An 18,132-nucleotide genomic window follows, 5' to 3' on the forward strand; every position below is an offset into this window, starting at 1 on the left:
AACTGCTATGTCAGAGCGAAGTAACAAGCTACCAGTCAGCGTTTTTATTGTAGCGCAGGATGAAGCTCAGCATATGCCAAGGCTTTTGCAGAGTTTGGAGGCCTTTGCAGAAGTTATTGTAGTCGACTCGGGCAGTACTGATAACACGCGCGAAATCGCTCGCCAGTATGGTGCGACTGTTTATGACCAGGAGTGGTTAGGGTATGCAGGGCAAAAACAGTTTGCATTGGAGAAATGTACTCAAGAGTGGGTCTTAAACTTAGATTCTGACGAACAAGTTAACGCAGCAATGCTAAATGCAATCCGTGATTTTATTGCCACAACGGATAAAGATGCACTGCGTTTCGACCGTAATGATATCTTCATTGGTAAGATGCCCCCCGCAGCAATAAGTAAACCTAACAATGTTCGCCTCTACCGGCGCACAAAAGCCCGCTTTAACACCGAGCAACAAGTCCATGAAAGTGCCGTAATCGATGGTCCCATAGCTACTACTTCGGCGAGCTTTGATCATTATGGCTATGACGATATTCACACCTTAGTCATTAAACACAACCAATATTCCACGCTGAAAGCGCGCGAAAAGTTTAGTCGCAATAAACGCGGCTCGATATTTAAGTTAATGCTAATTTTGCCGTTAGAGTTCATCCGCCAGTATGTATTTAAACGTTTATTCACGTTTGGACTGCGTGGGCTTATCCTTGCCACTCTGAATGCGAATTACGCGTTTTTAAAAGAAGCCAAGCTGATCGAGCAGCAGTTACGCAAACCCTAGTCTAAGTAAAACGTCGATATCCTTCTAACAATGCTTGCCAATCACTATCTTTAAATTGGTAACTCGACATTTTACCTTGCTCTTTGCGCAATGAACGATGCAAGCGCGATAGGTTGCCGGTTTTCCAGCGATTGCCGCGACGTACGGCGCATTTATCAAAGTCGATTAACCACGCCTGACCCTCGTCGTCGAGCATGATGTTGTGAATATTAAGATCATGGTGATATACCTGATGCTTGTGAAAGCGAGCAATGGTAGCGCCAATGTGCCGCCATTCGATGGCACTTAACGCGGAATCAACAATCAGTGAATGCACATCTTTCGCATTCGGGATCCGTGAAGTTAAGAGGTCGCCCCGCCAAACTAAGCCTACTCGCGTTACTTGCCCTGCAATAGGCGTGGGACATGGCAAATGCCAACTTCGCATGCGAATTAAAAGGTCTAATTCGCGCACTGGCCGAGTCCAAGCTTTACGTAAAAATAAGAACTGATCATCCAATAGTTTGCCAATTAGTCCGCCACGTTTGTAGTGCCGCAACACTAAATCACAGTCCTGATAACGCAAAAAGTGAGTGGTACCGCGACCAGCTGCACTGCCAACAAGACTAAAATCGCTCGCTGCCGGAGGACTCGCAAACCATTGGGAGTTTGGTGTGGGCAACTGATTCAGCTGGCAATTGGCAGGCACCCAATAAACCGTATTGTGGTTTTCTGAATGGCTTGCTAATAATGGGTTCACAGTATAAATCCACGATAATACTTGAGAATTACGCGCAATTGTAATCAAATTGCGTTTATTCGTCCGCTACTAATCCCATTTCTTTGGCTTTCTTTCGCAAACAATTACAGATAACCGCCCTACCTCAGGATGCCAACATTTGCTTAATGCGACTTTCCGCAATAGGCGACGTTTGTCACGCAGTGGCAATGGTGCAAGCAATACAACAGCAGCGTCCGGATGTCAGGATTACCTGGATTATTGGCAAAATCGAGTCTCAATTATTGCAAGGACTCGAAAACATTGAGTTTATTGTGTTTGACAAAAAAGGTGGCAAAGCGGCTATTCAAGCGCTTAAAGCGTCTATGCAAGGCCGTCACTTTGATGTTTTATTGATGATGCAAGTCGCCCTCCGTGCAAATTGGGTATCGCGCGTGATCCCTGCGCAAATTCGACTTGGCTTCGACTCAGCGCGCAGCAAAGAGTTGCACGCGTGGTTCACCACACATACCATTGCGCCGCAAGAACATGCGCATGTCCTTGATGGGTTTATGGGCTTTGCAGCTGCGTTGGGTATCACTATTGAACCACCGCAATGGAATATGCCGTTAGCGAAAGAGGATTTAACCTTTGCAGACCAAGCAGCAGCTGAATGGGGGGATTATGTGGTCATTTGCCCCGCAGCCTCTAAAGCGGAGCGCTGTTGGTTACCTGAGCGTTACGCACAAATAGGAGATGAATTATCCCATGCTGGGAAGCGGGTCGTTTTGTGCGGCTCACCAGCAAACCTTGATGTAAGCCTGGCGCAGGCGATTGAACAGAAGACTAACTGCGACGTTGTCAACATGGTGGGGAAAACGACTCTTAAACAACTTCTGGCGTTATTGGCTAACGCGCAACTGGTTATTGCTCCTGATACTGGGCCTGCACATATGGCCACTACGATGGGTACTGCGGTCATTGGTTTGTACGCTCACAGTAATCCCCGGCGCACAGGGCCATACAACAACCTCAATCAGGTAGTGTCGGTATACGATTCGGTTATTCTGCAACAAACGGGTAAACACTGGCAAAACTTGGTTTGGGGTAAGCGCGCAAAAGGTGCTTCACTGATGGGGTTGATTGGTGTAGATGAAGTCCTTGCCCAGGCGAAAGCGCTCTTAGCGATCCAGTAGTTGGTTAATTAATAGTAAGTTAGCCGCTACGGCGCCACGATTTGCATTGATCACCTCTAGGCCTTGTTTCCCGGCCTGTTTGCGAGCCGCAGCAGTAGTTAACCAATGTTGAATTTCTGCTAATAATTGTTGCTCATTCAATACTGTTTTTAATGCCCCCGCGGTCGCTAAATGTGCAGTAATGGTGGGGTTATTGTACTGACTGGGGCCCATGACTACCGGAACCTCATACAACGCTGGCTCAAGCGCATTATGGCCTCCTCTGTCAGCGAAACTACCGCCAACAAATGCAATATCAGCAATGGCATACAGGTCATGTAAAACTCCCATGGCGTCAATCAGCAGAACAGTGGCATCAGGAGCGATGTCGCCATCACTGTAGCTAGCAAAGTGAATGTTTTTATTTATCAGTAGTTCTTTTACTTCATTAAACCGTTGCGGATGGCGCGGTACAATGCAAGTAATCAAATTGGAAGTCGTCTGCTTCAGGCGCTGGTGGGCAGCGAGAATTATTTCTTCTTCCGGCGCATGCGTACTGCCCGCGACGACTATTGGTGCCTGTCTTTCCTGAGCTAAATCTGCGAGCTTTAAAACCCAAGGGTCCTGACGTCGCTGGGATTGAATTTCAAATTTAATGTTGCCAGTGTTTTGCGTGTTAGTTGCATTAGCTCCCAGTGTAATATAGCGCTCCTGATCATCCCCACTTTGCGCATTTATATAGTTGAACTGTTGCAGTGTGTGGGCAAGAAACTGCCCAAGCTTAGCGTAACGCTTAGCAGAACGATCGGTCATGCGAGCATTGACGAGTATACTGGGGATTTTTTTTGCGCTGCAAATTGCCAACAAGCTGGGCCAAATTTCTACTTCGGTAACTATCAGTAACTGCGGACGTAGTTTGCTGACAAGACGGTGCATTAGTCCATAATGATCATACGGTAAAAAGCAATGTTGCACTTGCTGACCGAGTGACCGCTGCACTTGTTCAGCGCCGGTTGGCGTGGTTGTTGTAATCGTAATTTTAAGATCATGCTGTTGTTCGAGTAGCGCTTTGATTAATGGCGTAACTGCCGTTACTTCGCCAACGGAAACGCAGTGCCATAAAATATCGCACCTAGATAGCCCTTGCGAAAAAATTGCAAATCTTGATAGTCGGCGTTGTGAATAATCAGGGCGTCTAAATGCCCATTTCACCATGAATATCAAAAACAGCAGTGGCAGCAGAATTGTCCACATCAGGTTATACAAAAATAGCTGGATGCGGTACCACACTGAGGGCGTATTTTGTTCATTATTTGGGGCTGATTGTTGCAATCCATCTCCGCCATTTTTTGCTAATCATCATAACACACTTGCAAAGCGAAGCTTATACACACTGCCTGCCGACTTAGGATATCGCAAAACTCAAAAGATGCACTACACTGAAAGTGGATGGTAAATACATAAACCAAAACACGCGGAGAGAAATTGACACGATTATCGCTGCTCATGATGATTGCACTGTTATTTTCGTCAGAGCTTATAGCTGAAAATGGAGCATCAGTTGTGATTGTGCACCCTCAGGTCGCTCAAGGCGAAGTTGATCGACAACAATTACGGCGAATTTTCTTGTTAAAACAACGCACTTGGGATGATGGTGCACCAATATCCCTAGTTGTATTTGCCAGCGACGATGAAAAGCACCGCGCATTTTTGCGGCAACGCTTGAATATGTTCCCGTACCAGCTTGAACGTGAATGGAACAAGTTAATTTATTCTGGGCAATCGGCACCACCGGCCATCGCTATGGACACCGAAGATATGTTACTCCTTGTAGCCTCTACTCCTGGTGCGATCGGTTATGTTCTCGCTCCTCAAGCCATTGAAAACAGTATTAGCCGGGTGAAAGTTATTGAGGTAATTGAGCAATGAAAAAAAGGATTTGGCTTGTCTATCCCCTGGTATATGTATGCTTGCTAATTTCGCAGTGCAGGTTAGCGTTGGCGCAAGAAAACTGGAGTATTAACGGTTTTGTTGCACAAGGCATACAGCAAGCGAGTAAAACAAATTTTGTTAGTAGTGATGGCGACTTGTCTTTTGCGTTAACTGAAATTGGCGTTAATGGGCGCTATGCGATTGACGAAGATTTGAGTTTGAATGCACAGGCGGTTTATTTAAACGCAGGGCGACGCTATCCAGAAGGGGCGCGCGTGGATTACCTGTTTCTCGATTGGCGTGTTGTTGACGCAAATAATCTAAACCTTAATGTGCATTTAGGTCGTTACAAAAATTACCATTGGTTGTATTCATCGACCCGGGATGTGCCACACACCCGACCAGGGAATCTATTACCACAATCGGTTTACTTTGATAGCTTTCGCGACGTCGCGTTGGGGAGTGATGGCGTTGCGATACGCGCAAGCACGACGAATCGGTTCGGTGATTGGGAATTTAATTGGAGCTACGGTAAGTCGCCAGTATCGCGCGAATCGACGGTGCAACTGTTGGGACATAACTCTAGCGGCAAAGTGAGTCAGGATCATGACCACCAAATGAGCGTTTATTGGCGTTCGTTCTCTTCAGGTCTGCTATTTGGTGTGAGTTGGTTAGATGCAGACTTCACCTATAACCAAGGGCTCAATGATGGATTTGTGAATGGTAAGGTTAATGTGCAGAGAGTCGCGCTAGCGGCGCAATGGCAAAGCCAATATGTTGAATTAACAACAGAATTGGTACGTGAAAGTAGCGCCTACAATGATGTGTTAGCCCCCAACTTCTTTAGTGATACCAGCGCAGAGGGGGGCTATGTGCAACTCAATGTTATGCCGTTGCCAAAGCTAACGGGCTTATTCAGACTCGATCTTTATGACCAGAATAAAGAGGATCGCAATGGATTTGCACTAGAACAGGCGACCAATGGTGCTATTCCCAATTACTTTGCTTATATGGATACAGCAACAGTTGGTGTGCGGTACTTACTCGCTGATAACATTGCCTTGCAGGCGGAATTTAATCGGATCAAAGGCGCTGGCCGTTTGACCCCACTTTTAGTGCGTACAACAGAAACCACAGAATCTGAATACTGGGATTTGTGGTCGCTTCAGTTTATGTATTGGTTTTAAAATGCCCAGACGTGTCAGCATTGCACAAAAATTCATTGTCGTATTGGTTCTCTTGCTGACGGTATTCAGTGTGTTGCTCGTAGGTTTCTTGATTAACCGAGCCAACCAATCGTTGATCAGCCAACAGAGTCAAATACAGCAGCAGTATTACAAGCAGTTTTCTCAGCTCAATACCATTGTGACCGACCGTAACGTGAGATTCGTCGAGAACTTTATCAATGATCTAGACAGCCGCAAGTTTGCGACGCTAGACAATGCGCTGAGCTATATTAAAACGCAATACGAAGAACTGCTCTTGCGTTGGCAAGTCGAGAAAATATGGTTACACCTTGAGCAAACATCGGTTCTAGAAGTTGATGAACAAGGCAGAGAACCCAATGAACTAAAAGGCTTAGTGGCCGCAGTCACGCAAAAGCAAAGTCCTGAAATCTTAATTTCATGCACACAGACATGTGTGGCAACGCTAGCAGTACCAGTGCTAATTGCTGATAACTTCGCTATCGTGTCGATTCAATATTCGTTGGCTGAGGCGCTGGCCGCCTTTGTGCGCGCGTCATCAACAGAGATTGCGCTAGTCAATTGGCAAAAGCAGGAAAACAACTTAATTACCATTGGTGAGCAGACAATCGTGCTTCAACAGCGCTTTAATCAAATACTTCAGGCGCTGCCAACAACCCTAGATTATTCGCGGTTTTATCAATTCGGTGAAATCATCGACGCATTTGATAAAACCTTTTTGCTGAATATTATTCCGTTAGATCAAGGTGCCACTTCTGGCTTTTATTTGTTAACGGTAACTGATTTTACTGAGCGCGCGACTAATCTTAAAAATCAACAAGCCTTTATCATTACCTTGGCTGTGGTTTTGAGCTTAACATTTATTACCCTGGTTGCTTTTTTGTTGCGTCACTACCGCAATAAGCTCACCAACTTGTCACAACGTTTGCCCTTACTTGCAGAAAACCGCTTTGATGAGTTCAATGAGTTGCGGCTAAAGAAACGCGGATGGTTTCAGGATGAGCTGGACCAACTTGAAGAATCAGCTACGCAATTGGCAAAAAATCTCGAACAACTAAATCAACAATCGCTTGCCGATCAAATGCAATTAGAAAAAATGGCAATGTTTGACGGCTTGACCGGATTACCTAATCGCAGCATGTTGATGTTTCAACTGGAAAAACACATTGGTGCACTGAAGCGCACCAATAAGGCAGTAGCTCTGATGCTGCTCGATTTAGATGACTTTAAACGTATTAACGACTCCCATGGCCATGGTGTCGGTGACAAATTATTGGAAAAGGTCGCCAAACGGATCAGTAAACAACTGCGTATTGCAGATATTGCGGCACGTTTTGGCGGTGATGAATTTGCGATTTTACTAACCGATGTAGAGTCCATGTCAGACGCTGTGAGCGTTGCAGAGAAAATTGTTGAGACCTTTAAGCAACCAGTCATGGTACGAGAACATCGGTTCTTTTGTGCGGTAAGTATTGGTATCGCGGTTACCCATGAGGATGATGCGATTTCAGCAGAGCTTCTACGGCATACTGACATAGCTATGTACGAAGCAAAAACAGTCTCTGGCTCTGCCTATCGTTGTTATGACGCGGCGATGAATCGAAAATTAATGCGCCGTGTCGAGCTGGAAAACGAAGCGCGGCAAGCCATTCAAAGTGATCAATTTTACTTGGCGTTGCAGCCCAAAGTCGCACTTACCGATGGCAAATTGTTAGGCTTTGAAGCCCTAATCCGCTGGCAACATCCGCAAAAAGGTCAGATTTCACCCGCCGAATTTATCCCAATTTTGGAGAAGACCGCTTTGATGGGAACGCTCGACTATTGGGTTATCGCTCATGCAATGCAGATATTGGCTGAACTTAGGCTCAACGGCTATCACGAACTTAGTATGGCGATTAATGTTTCAGCACAGCAATTTTTGGATAGCGATTTAACCGACTATTTACGCCAACAATTGCGTCACCATGACATTCCGGCGAGCCGGATAGAATTGGAACTGACGGAAACAGCCTTAGTCGATGACTTAACTCGCGCGTGCAGTGTGATGAGTGAGGTCCGTGAGCTCGGCTGTAAAATTGCGATTGATGACTTCGGTACCGGCTACTCGTCTCTCAGTTACTTGAAAGCGCTGCCCGTCGATGTGGTAAAAATTGATCGGTCTTTTGTGAGTGGTATGTTGGATGATCACAGTGATCGGAATATCGTGTTTTCGACTATCTCCATGGTAAGGGGCCTAAATATTGAAGTTGTTGCAGAGGGGATAGAAACGCTCGAGCAATTTGAGTTGCTGTGTGAGTATGAATGTAATGTTGGACAAGGATATTACATTTCAAAACCCATTGACGAGAGCGCTCTTTGGGAAACACTCAGTGCACAATGCCAATCTGGCATGTGGCAACTCCACTTGCCGGTATCTAGCACAGAATAATTGGGTTTTTCTGTACCGGCGTTGTCAGGTTTATTAAGATACCGCGTCATTATTCGGAGGGTGATATGTCTGAAGCATTTTTGGCGCATTTAAACGCGCAAATTGAAACAGTAAAAAGTGAAGGCCTGTACAAACAAGAGCGGGTTATCGAGTCACAGCAACAAGCCGATATAAGTGTTGCCGGTGGCGAGCATGTAATTAACTTTTGCGCCAATAATTACTTAGGTTTAGCTAATCACCCAGATTTAATTGCAGCTGCCAAAGCCGGTCTGGAAAGTCACGGGTTTGGCGTTGCATCCGTTCGATTTATCTGCGGAACACAAGACATTCATAAGCAATTAGAAGCCAAAATCAGCCAGTTTTTGGGCACCGAGGATACAATTTTGTATCCGTCATGCTTTGATGCAAATGGTGGATTGTTTGAAACCATATTGGAGCCAGAAGACGCGATTATCTCAGACTCACTAAATCACGCCAGTATCATTGATGGAGTAAGGCTGAGTAAAGCCAAGCGCTATCGATACGCAAATAACGACATGCAAGCATTAGAAGAGCAGTTGCAACAAGCAGAAGCTGACGGTGCACGCTATAAATTGATTGCAACTGACGGTGTGTTTTCGATGGATGGCATCATTGCAAATCTGAAAGGGATCTGTGATTTGGCTGAGAAGTACGACGCCATGGTCATGGTTGATGATTGTCATGCTACAGGATTTGTCGGTGAAAACGGGCGTGGTAGTCATGAATACTGCGAGGTTATGGGCCGTGTGGATATTATTACTGGTACATTGGGCAAGGCGTTGGGTGGTGCCTCAGGTGGATATACCTCAGGTAAGAAGCCTGTGATTGAATGGTTGCGCCAACGTTCGCGGCCTTATCTCTTCTCTAACTCAGTTGCGCCGCCAATTGTTGCTGCCTCGATTAAAGTATTTGAAATGATGGAGAATGGGCAAGCGTTACGTCAGGCAGTTATGCGCAATGCTGAACATTTCAGACGCCGTATGTCGGAAGCAGGCTTCACCCTAGCAGGTAAAGATCACGCGATCATTCCGGTAATGTTAGGCGACGCAAAACTCGCCAGCGAAATGGCAGACCGTCTATTAGCCAAAGGGATTTACGTTATCGGTTTTTCTTATCCAGTAGTACCAAAAGGTCAAGCACGGATCCGTACCCAAATGTCTGCTGCGCATACAATTGAACATGTAGATAAAGCCGTCGATGCATTTATTGAAGTCGGTCGGTCCTTAGGAGTTATCGCATGAAGTCGTTAGCAAAATTGCATCGTGAACCGGGTATTTGGATGCATGAAAGTCCAATGCCAGAGGTAGGCCACAACGACCTTTTAATCCGGATCCGGAAAACGGCGATTTGTGGCACAGACATGCATATATTTCATTGGGACGAATGGTCACAAAAAACCATTCCGGTACCAATGATTGTTGGTCATGAATATGTCGGTGAAGTGGTTGATATGGGGAGCGAAGTGCAAGGCTTCCATAAAGGCGATCGGGTTTCCGGTGAGGGGCATATCACTTGTGGTCACTGTCGTAATTGCCGTGCTGGCCGTCGTCACCTTTGTCGTAATACAGAAGGCGTGGGGGTTAATCGGCAAGGTGCCTTTGCCGAGTATTTGGTGATCCCCGCGTTTAATGCATTTAAAATTCCTGACAATATCAGTGATGATTTAGCTTCAATTTTTGATCCCTTTGGTAATGCGGTGCACACGGCATTAGCATTTGATCTCGTAGGTGAAGACGTATTAATTACCGGTGCCGGGCCCATCGGTATTATGGCCGCAGCTGTAGCTAAGCATGTGGGAGCGCGACACGTAGTGATCACGGATGTAAATCCGTATCGACTGGAGCTAGCCACAACGATGGGAGCCACTCGTGCCGTAAATGTGGCAAATGAGAACCTAAAAGATGTCATGCGCGAATTGGGCATGACAGAAGGCTTCGATGTTGGATTAGAAATGTCGGGTGTGCCCAGTGCCTTCGATAGTATGCTAGTGAATATGAACAACGGTGGTAAAATCGCCATGTTGGGGATCCCTCCTAACGCGGTAGCGATAGATTGGAATCAAGTGATTTTTAAAGGCTTAACGATCAAAGGGATTTACGGACGCGAGATGTTCGAAACCTGGTATAAGATGGCTAGCTTGTTGCAAAGTGGCCTCGATCTTAATCCCATAATCACCCATCAGTTTAACGTGGATGAGTTTCAACAAGGCTTTGAAACCATGGGGTCAGGACGGTCAGGTAAAGTGATCTTGAATTGGGAGTAGTCTGCATATGTCCTCGTTTAAACATATCAGTCCGGAGCAAACTTACGCCAAAATTGAAAACGGTGAGACGTTAGCCATAGCCGATATTCGCGATTATCAATCTTACTTAAACGGGCATATGCCCTCGGCAACGCATCTGAATAATGAAACCATTACTGGTTTTATGCAAAGCACGCATATTGATACCCCTGTCATTGTGGTTTGTTATCACGGTATCAGTAGTCAGCAAGCCGCTGAATACCTAGTTAGTCAAGGTTACACCGAAGTGTATAGTATGGATCAGGGCTTTGAAGGGTGGCGTTTACGCTACCCTGTTGAGTCTGGTGTTTAAGCGTGACGCCGCTGGTTGGCTTTCAACAGGAGCAAGCCGCGCGGTTATTAATCGCGCACTTAAACGCTCAGGGCATACGCGCTAATTATCGTAAAGCTGGCGATGCCCATGAAGTTGTATTGGCTTATGCAGAGGATACCGAAAAAGCAACATTACTCACGCGCACATTTCTTAATAACCCGCATGCCAAAGAATACCAATCGAACGCCTGGGATTTAGGTGAACAAGTAGAAAAATCCGGCTCATTAAACCTGACTTTTCCTGCGCTAGCGGAGTGGATAAAAGCGCCTTTTACTATGCTAGTTGCGGTGACGTGTAGCCTGGTATTTTTCTTTATGACTTTTGGCGGTTTCTCTTGGGTCAGAGAATGGCTATTTATTGCCCCCCTCAATGAGCTTTTTCAAAGTCATCAGTATTGGCGAGTTTTTACGCCGAATGTGATTCACTTTTCTTTCCTTCATTTTATTTTTAATACTCTCTGGTGGCTTATGCTGGGCAGTCAGATCGAACGCCGTTTAGGGCTGTCAGCCATTATTATGATTTTTATCTTAGCGTCGATAACATCGAACATCGCCCAACTGTTAATGTCTGGCCCAAATTTCGGCGGACTGTCCGGCATTGTTTACGCCGTGCTTGGCTTTGTATGGTGGGCTGGCTGGTTGCGTCCGGATTGGCAGCTGCAGGTCAGCAAACCGATTGTGGGCTTTATGCTGGTGTGGTTGTTGGTAGGTTTCGCTGACGTCTTATGGATTTCAATGGCGAACACTGCACATTTAGTGGGTCTAATCAGCGGTTGTTTGATTGCGGCTGGGCTTGCCAAGTTGTTGCCGAAATAACGCTTTGGCAGCAATAAAACAGCTCTCGCACAAAATTTAGCGCTACAAGTGACAAAAGGTTAGAAATGTTGTTTCAGGGCGGTATTAACCCTGATACAGATACTTAGTAAAGATCACATCACTAACAACCGCCTTTCCAGTTTCCTTTTCCATACGCTGTTGCAGTAATTGTAAGATAGTGCGGCGTATATCTTCCCGTCCGGTCAAAGACTTAACTTTGTCCTCTGGCTGACGCCCAAACACTTCAATAACAATGGCACGCAAGAGTGGCATATGATGTTCGACCACTTCTAAATTGTCAGCATCATCCAACATTAACTCAACTGTCACGCGCACAAATCCAAGGGTACGCGCATTTCCGCTTAGATAGTTGGTTACAATGTCAGGCTCTAATCCCATGTAAGCGTATTGTTTTTGCTGGGCGGAAACCGAAAAGCTTAGGCTCAAGCCAGCAATGACGATGGATGCTTTAAGTAACTTTTTCCATGCTACTGGGAACATTATGTCTTAAACCTTTTTAGCCAATAAGAGAGTTAAAAGTATCGCATAAGTTTAGCAAAGGCCGGACAAAAAAATATGCTAAAAACGATTTATGGATATTTTCAACGCGTGAATGTTAATATTATCGGCAATTACCTGCGTAAGTTTTAAAAGATTTTGTCGAATCAAATCAGCCAGCAACCATTGGTCCCGGTGGAACTTGAGTTTGAATGGTATCCCAGCAATCAAGTTGACGTTAGTAACGCGTATCTAGCTAATTGGCTTTTGGATACGGGATCATTGACTGAGCGCTTACAGAGCATGTGTCGGCGGTTTAGAGTCGAAGTGCTTTTTCATGCACCGATGTCTGCGCCGTTATGCGGCGACGATGACACAAACTATCTACGCGAAGTCATTCTGTGGGGGGACGATACACCATGGGTATTTGCGCGTTCAATTATTCCTGCAGCACTCAATAATGGCGAGTTGCTGGATTTAGGTGAGCAACCCTTAGGCCAGCGAATATTCAATGATGAACGGTTTGTGCGAAGTCAGTTTGAGATGTGCCAAGTTAATAGTGAGGCTCTTTGCAAACAATTGCCAGCCAAGGTTACTGCAGCAGTTAAACGCTCGAAATGCGCTAATGTAGGCCCATTATTCGGTAGACGTTCAGCATTCCATTTTCTTGAGCACCGCCTTAGTGTAGCTGAAATATTTTTACCCCTGGCTCCGGCTTACAGTCGTGGATAACGGACTTTTTGCATGAAAGCGAAAATTTTTGCCTATTGGCAGCTCATGCGGGCAGATAAGCCCATCGGTATTTACCTATTGCTTTGGCCTACCTTTTGGTCGGTACTCATTGCTGCGCAAGGCAAGCCCACTTGGCCTATTGTCGTGATTTTCACTCTTGGCGTTGTCCTTATGCGCTCAGCAGGATGCGTCATTAATGATATTGCCGATCGGCACGTGGATGGCAGCGTGAAGCGCACAGCTCAACGGCCACTCCCGAGTGGCCAAGTGACTTTACGAGAAGCTCAATGGCTGTTTGTGGCGTTGGTACTGCTGGCATTTATATTGGTGCTACAACTCAATACTCAAACCATACTGTTATCAGTCGTTGGCCTCGTACTCGCTTCTGCTTACCCCTTTATGAAACGTTATACCCACTTGCCGCAAGTGGTGTTGGGAGCTGCGTTTAGTTGGTCGATCCCCATGGCAGCAATGGCGATCCTTGAAGACCTCCCGCCGTGGGTGTGGGTTCTCTACATGGCTAATCTATTGTGGACGGTGGCCTATGATACTGAATACGCCATGGTTGACCGCGATGATGATTTACACATTGGAGTGAAATCAACCGCGATATTGTTCGGTCTATATGATCGAGCGATTATTGCCTTGTTGCAGATTGTCAGCTTACTGCTTTTGATAGGGGTTGGATTGAGTCTTTCGATGACTTGGCCGTTTTACTTTTCTCTTACCATAGCTGCGGGTTTGTTTGCTGCCCAGCAATTCATGATCCGTCATCGTGAGCGCGACGCATGTTTTCGTGCGTTTTTACACAATCATTGGGTGGGCATGGTGATTACTTTAGGAGTCGCTCTACACTATTGGCTATGACTTAACTGACAGGTATTCACTATGGTTAGACTGATGCACCATCTAAGTAAACCCGCGCAAGGGCTGATGTCTAGCTTAAATTTCTCCAGTAAGTTTGTATTGGTAAGCGTTATTTTTCTGCTGCCTTTGGTGTTAAGCCTGGTGCTACTACAAGCCGAGTACTCGGAGCGCATATCCTCGAGTGAAACTGAAAAAGAAGGTGTACGTTTACTCGAGCAAATCGTAACTGAACAGCAATCCCTTGCAAGCGCAATCATGCGGGGCCAAAGCCACACCACATCTTTGCAGTTGTCATTAGGGAACTTGTCTGAGCGACGTGCTGAAGCCATTGCCAAAGCGCTTGAGTCATACAGTGCAAATGAAGGGGTTTCTTTCGTAAGGTTAAACCAACTGATCCAGACGGTCGCAGACCGAACTAATTTGGAGTTAGACCCTGCCCTTGCCAGCCGTTATCTGGTCACAGCTATCGTAAATAATGTTCCTGCGTTACAAGAGCAATTAGTATCCGTTGCAAGTACTGCCAAAAACGTATTGGATGAAGGCAGCTTCACCCCAGACACCTACATTGCACTTTCGAATGCAAATCAAAAGCTGCCGCTGTTGATTGACCACTTAAGTCGTTCTGTCACAGTGGCTTTGGAAGAAGATGCAAAAGCAGAAAAGGCGTTACTTTCATCATGGCGTTCGTTAGAGCAAACGTTGCGAGAGTATAACCAGCTAATCAGCCAGCAAATTCTTGAGCCTGACAGTATCCAAATGTCGTCGCAACAATTACTTCGCTTAAGTCTGCAAACCAGTGATGCTTTAGTCGACTTTTTGCGTCAAAGTTTACCGACTCTTGCATTGATGCTGGAGCTACGTATCGACGATAAAAATTTCAAAAATCGATTAGTCATAGCGGTTGCCGTCGTGGCTGTCTTGCTCGCGGTTTTTTTGTTTATCGGTATGTATGTATCGGTAACAGACACCGTGTCACGAGTAGTGAGTGCGGTACACAGTATTGCGGGTGGAGATTTATCGACGCGAGTCAAAGTGTCTACCAAGGATGAGATGCGCGCTATTGCAGAAGATCTAAACTCCATGACTGCGGGTCTAGAACAATTAGTTGCGCGACTCAGCGATGCTGCTAGTACCTTGAGTCATTCCGCTGAAAATCTGCAAACTGTAACGGCACAGACAATCACTGGTGTGCATCAACAACAGGCAGGTACCGCACAAATAGCTAAATCTATGGCGGAGCTGACTGATGTTGCTACCCGAGTTGATCAGAACTCAGAGACTGCATCAGAATCTACGGTTTCAGCGAAACAGCAAGTCAGTGAGAGTTTGCAGTTATTGTCGCAATTGCAAACGGTCATGACCCAAATGCAAGCAGAATCAGCGCGTTCTCAATCCGCCCTCAATCGCTTAGTTGAAGATAGTAAAGACATTGGCCAAGTATCTAGCGCTATCAATGAGATTGCCGAGCAAACTAATTTGTTGGCCTTGAATGCTGCCATTGAGGCTGCGCGCGCCGGAGAGCAAGGGAGAGGCTTTGCCGTCGTTGCAGATGAAGTGCGTACGCTAGCGCAGCGAACTCAGGCGCAAACCAATCAAATCCACGATATTATCAGCCGTTTACAAGAGGCCACCAGCGAGACGCATGCGAGCATGGAGCAAAGTCGCGAGCAGATGAATTTGAGTGTTAATGAAGCAACGGTTGTAGGTGAGTCTTTGGATAGGATCAGTCAAATGATTGAGTCTATCAATCAGATGAATACCGAAATTTCAGCATCAGCCTCACAGCAACGCAGTGTAACTCACGCAGTCGCCGAGCAAGTGGATGGCATTGCTGCTATCAGCAAAGACGCGAAGCACGGAGCAGATAGCACTGAGCAATCAGCAAAGCAACTTTTACGTGTGGTTGCGATCTTAGAGCAAGAGTTGGCAAGTTTACAAAAGGGGCATCACTCTGCCCCTTAGACTATGCTTAGTCTTGCAGTTTTAATGCTTCAAGCGCAGCAACGCGTGCTTCCAACGCTTCCAGCTTTTCACGCGTGCGGATTAAAACCTGAGTTTGTACATCAAATTCTTCGCGCGTCACAAGATCTAGTTTAGACAGTTGACTCTGCAGCACCTGTTTTATCCGCGCTTCGGCACCTTCTGCCATGCTTTTCACGCCAGGTGGGACTGCGTCTGAGATTTGTTTGGCAATATCTTCAAGTTTTTTGGGGTCCAGCATGGTTATGTCTCTGCTTTATCTTTATTGACGTTAGTTTAAGTGACTGACATAAGGATGCAACGATAGAGTTCTACCCAAAGGATAAATTCATGTAAAATGCCTGCCCTTTTGGCGAATAAGCGACGCGCTACCGCACATGCAACTAAACCCTGCTCAACAGTCTGCTGTGACCTATATTTCAGGCCCTTGCTTGGTGCTAGCCGGTGCGGGTAGTGGTAAAACGCGAGTTATCACAAATAAAATAGCGCACTTAGTTCGCGAGTGTGAAATGCCTGCGCGGCACATAGCTGCAGTTACATTTACCAACAAAGCGGCGCGTGAGATGAAAGAGCGTGTAGCTCAAACGTTGGGCAAAAAGGAAGCACGCGGACTGATGGTGTCGACCTTTCACACGTTAGGATTAACCATCATCAAGAAGCATGTGTCGCAATTGGGGCTTAAAGCAGGCTTTTCGCTGTTTGATGATAAAGACAGCATTGCGCTGTTAAAAGACCTAACCGAAGCTGAGTTTGACGGCGATAAAGACCAGCTGAAATTGCTGCAAAGTTGCATTAGTAACTGGAAAAACGATTTGTTACTTCCCGAAGCGTTAAGTGCTCGGGCGAGTTCGCCAGCAGAAAAGCAATTTGCCGCTTACTACCAGCAATATCAAAATCACTTGCGCGCCTACAACGCGTTAGATTTTGATGATCTGATTTTGCTCCCCACCCTACTGTTGCGTAGCAATGCAGAGGTGCGGCAGAAATGGCAAATCCGCATCCGTTATTTATTAGTAGACGAATACCAAGACACCAACACCAGCCAATATGAATTAGTCCGGTTATTAGTCGGCGATAGAGCACGGTTTACGGTGGTTGGCGACGACGACCAGTCGATTTATTCTTGGCGTGGTGCGCGGCCACAGAACTTGGTGTTGTTACAAGAGCATTTTCCTAACCTCAAGGTTATCAAGCTAGAGCAAAACTACCGGTCTTCAGGGCGCATCCTGCACAGCGCTAACATCTTGATCCAAAATAATCCCCATGTGTTTGAGAAGAAACTGTATTCAGAGCTAGGTTATGGTGAACCACTGCGCATTATCATCGCCAAGAATGAAGAGCATGAGGCTGAGCGGGTGGTTGCCGAATTGATGGCGCATAAATTCATGCAGGCTACTGAGTACAAAGACTACGCCATCTTATATCGCGGCAATCATCAATCAAGGGTGTTTGAAAAGCTACTGATGAGTAACCGGATCCCCTATAAAATAAGTGGTGGCATGTCGTTTTTTGGACGCGCAGAAATCAAAGACATGATGGCGTATCTGCGTTTGCTAGTAAATGTTGATGATGACAACGCATTTTTACGGATCGTAAATTTGCCAACACGCGGGATTGGTAGAGCCACACTCGAAAAAGTGGGAAACCTTGCTAATCAGCATCATATTTCATTGTTCGCTGCTTGCTGTCATCCAGATTTATCACAGCATATCAGTGGTGCCAGTTTGAACGCTGTTGAACGCTTCTCGCGATGGATGGTAGAGCTTGCAGACAATGCAACACGAGGTGACACAGTCGCCACAATCGGCGAAATGATCAAATCTATGGGCTATGAAGAATGGCTGTACGAGCACAGCGTTAGTCCTAAAGCTGCAGAAATGGCAATGGCCAATATCAGTACTCTGTATAAATGGTTGAAAGACATGCTCAACGGCTCTGAGTTGGAGCCGCCAATGACCTTACAGGAAGCCGTGAATCGATTTATCCTGCGCGACATGATGGAACGTGGTGAAGAGGAAGGCGATGCCGATCAGGTTCAGTTAATGACCCTGCATGCGTCAAAAGGGTTGGAATTTCCGCATGTATTTATGGTGGGTATGGAAGAAGGATTGTTGCCCCATCAAAGTAGTATTGATGAAGACAATATTGAGGAAGAGCGACGTCTTGCCTATGTGGGGATCACTCGAGCGCAACAAACGTTGGTCTTCAGCATCGCTCGTGAGCGTCGTCAATTTGGCGAGGTCATAAACCCCGACCCCAGCCGTTTCTTATACGAGCTACCTCAAGATGATTTAGATTGGGAGTTCAAGAAGAAGCAGAAAACGGCAGAAGAGCGCCAGAAAGAAGGCGAGGCCAGTATTGCTAATTTACGCAATTTATTAAATAAGTGAAT

At 46.1% G+C, this 18,132-nt stretch carries 17 protein-coding genes; 13 read left to right on the plus strand and 4 right to left on the minus strand.

Annotated features, from left to right (window positions below; all coding sequences use genetic code 11):
- Positions 1-7: 7 nt before the first annotated feature.
- Positions 8-775: a glycosyltransferase family 2 protein gene (locus CSH92_RS10445; protein ID WP_100657589.1), complete on the plus strand. Its 768-nt coding sequence runs from the start codon at positions 8-10 to the stop codon at positions 773-775.
- A 1-nt stretch (position 776) separates the two neighbouring features.
- On the opposite strand, the gene CSH92_RS10450 is transcribed toward CSH92_RS10445, so the two are convergent.
- Entirely contained in the window at positions 777-1,514 is a 738-nt protein-coding gene (locus tag CSH92_RS10450) for a 3-deoxy-D-manno-octulosonic acid kinase (protein ID WP_164084715.1), read from the minus strand.
- A 188-nt stretch (positions 1,515-1,702) separates the two neighbouring features.
- On the opposite strand from CSH92_RS10450, the gene CSH92_RS10455 reads away from it, so the two are divergent.
- Positions 1,703-2,668: a glycosyltransferase family 9 protein gene (locus CSH92_RS10455; RefSeq protein WP_240612787.1), complete on the plus strand. Its 966-nt coding sequence runs from the start codon at positions 1,703-1,705 to the stop codon at positions 2,666-2,668.
- Here the strand turns inward: CSH92_RS10455 and CSH92_RS10460 are convergent.
- Complete coding sequence (locus tag CSH92_RS10460; RefSeq protein WP_100657592.1) at positions 2,654-3,979, minus strand: 3-deoxy-D-manno-octulosonic acid transferase; 1,326 nt, start codon at positions 3,977-3,979, stop codon at positions 2,654-2,656. The genes CSH92_RS10455 and CSH92_RS10460 overlap by 15 nt on opposite strands.
- Before the next feature lie 153 nt (positions 3,980-4,132).
- Between CSH92_RS10460 and CSH92_RS10465 the strand changes: the two genes are divergently transcribed.
- The 7 genes from CSH92_RS10465 to glpG all read left to right on the plus strand — a co-directional run bounded on the left by CSH92_RS10465 (position 4,133) and on the right by glpG (position 11,663).
- Entirely contained in the window at positions 4,133-4,576 is a 444-nt protein-coding gene (locus tag CSH92_RS10465) for a hypothetical protein (protein ID WP_124916946.1), read from the plus strand.
- Positions 4,573-5,766, plus strand: a complete 1,194-nt coding sequence (locus tag CSH92_RS10470) for a hypothetical protein (RefSeq protein ID WP_100657594.1) — start codon at positions 4,573-4,575, stop codon at positions 5,764-5,766. The genes CSH92_RS10465 and CSH92_RS10470 overlap by 4 nt, the downstream gene beginning before the upstream one ends.
- 1 nt (position 5,767) lies before the next feature.
- Entirely contained in the window at positions 5,768-8,212 is a 2,445-nt protein-coding gene (locus CSH92_RS10475; RefSeq protein WP_100657595.1) for a putative bifunctional diguanylate cyclase/phosphodiesterase, read from the plus strand.
- Between the two features lie 65 nt (positions 8,213-8,277).
- On the plus strand, positions 8,278-9,474 hold the full coding sequence (locus CSH92_RS10480; RefSeq protein ID WP_100657596.1) for a glycine C-acetyltransferase: 1,197 nt from the start codon (positions 8,278-8,280) through the stop codon (positions 9,472-9,474).
- Positions 9,471-10,496 (plus strand): L-threonine 3-dehydrogenase, encoded by a 1,026-nt coding sequence (gene tdh / locus CSH92_RS10485; RefSeq protein WP_100657597.1) that lies wholly within the window; start codon positions 9,471-9,473, stop codon positions 10,494-10,496. Before CSH92_RS10480 ends, tdh begins: the two co-directional genes overlap by 4 nt.
- 7 nt (positions 10,497-10,503) lie before the next feature.
- Positions 10,504-10,827: a thiosulfate sulfurtransferase GlpE gene (glpE, locus tag CSH92_RS10490; protein WP_100657598.1), complete on the plus strand. Its 324-nt coding sequence runs from the start codon at positions 10,504-10,506 to the stop codon at positions 10,825-10,827.
- Positions 10,828-10,829: 2 nt separating this feature from the next.
- Positions 10,830-11,663: a rhomboid family intramembrane serine protease GlpG gene (glpG, locus tag CSH92_RS10495; RefSeq protein ID WP_100657599.1), complete on the plus strand. Its 834-nt coding sequence runs from the start codon at positions 10,830-10,832 to the stop codon at positions 11,661-11,663.
- Positions 11,664-11,747: 84 nt separating this feature from the next.
- On the opposite strand, the gene CSH92_RS10500 is transcribed toward glpG, so the two are convergent.
- Positions 11,748-12,062 (minus strand): flagellar basal body-associated protein FliL, encoded by a 315-nt coding sequence (locus CSH92_RS10500; protein ID WP_420807511.1) that lies wholly within the window; start codon positions 12,060-12,062, stop codon positions 11,748-11,750.
- A gap of 258 nt (positions 12,063-12,320) precedes the next feature.
- Between CSH92_RS10500 and CSH92_RS10505 the strand changes: the two genes are divergently transcribed.
- From CSH92_RS10505 to CSH92_RS10515, 3 genes are read left to right on the plus strand one after another with little or no spacing between them, the layout of a single operon-like run.
- The gene (locus tag CSH92_RS10505) at positions 12,321-12,893 is read left to right on the plus strand and encodes a chorismate--pyruvate lyase family protein (RefSeq protein ID WP_164084716.1); all 573 of its coding nucleotides are present in this window, start codon (positions 12,321-12,323) and stop codon (positions 12,891-12,893) included.
- Between the two features lie 12 nt (positions 12,894-12,905).
- A complete protein-coding gene (gene ubiA, locus CSH92_RS10510; RefSeq protein WP_100657602.1) occupies positions 12,906-13,760 on the plus strand; it encodes a 4-hydroxybenzoate octaprenyltransferase in 855 nt (284 codons plus the stop codon).
- Positions 13,761-13,781: 21 nt separating this feature from the next.
- Positions 13,782-15,722 carry a methyl-accepting chemotaxis protein gene (locus CSH92_RS10515; protein WP_100657603.1) on the plus strand — a complete coding sequence of 647 codons (1,941 nt, stop codon included), beginning with the start codon at positions 13,782-13,784 and terminating at the stop codon, positions 15,720-15,722.
- A 7-nt stretch (positions 15,723-15,729) separates the two neighbouring features.
- On the opposite strand, the gene ubiK is transcribed toward CSH92_RS10515, so the two are convergent.
- On the minus strand, positions 15,730-15,981 hold the full coding sequence (gene ubiK / locus CSH92_RS10520) for a ubiquinone biosynthesis accessory factor UbiK (RefSeq protein WP_100657604.1): 252 nt from the start codon (positions 15,979-15,981) through the stop codon (positions 15,730-15,732).
- Between the two features lie 136 nt (positions 15,982-16,117).
- On the opposite strand from ubiK, the gene rep reads away from it, so the two are divergent.
- Positions 16,118-18,130, plus strand: coding sequence for a DNA helicase Rep (rep, locus tag CSH92_RS10525; protein ID WP_100657605.1), 2,013 nt, complete (start codon positions 16,118-16,120; stop codon positions 18,128-18,130).
- Positions 18,131-18,132 lie beyond the last annotated feature (2 nt).

The sequence above is a fragment of the Neoalteromonas flava genome (genome assembly GCF_002807685.1).
Lineage (GTDB): Bacteria > Pseudomonadota > Gammaproteobacteria > Enterobacterales > Alteromonadaceae > Alteromonas_E > Alteromonas_E flava.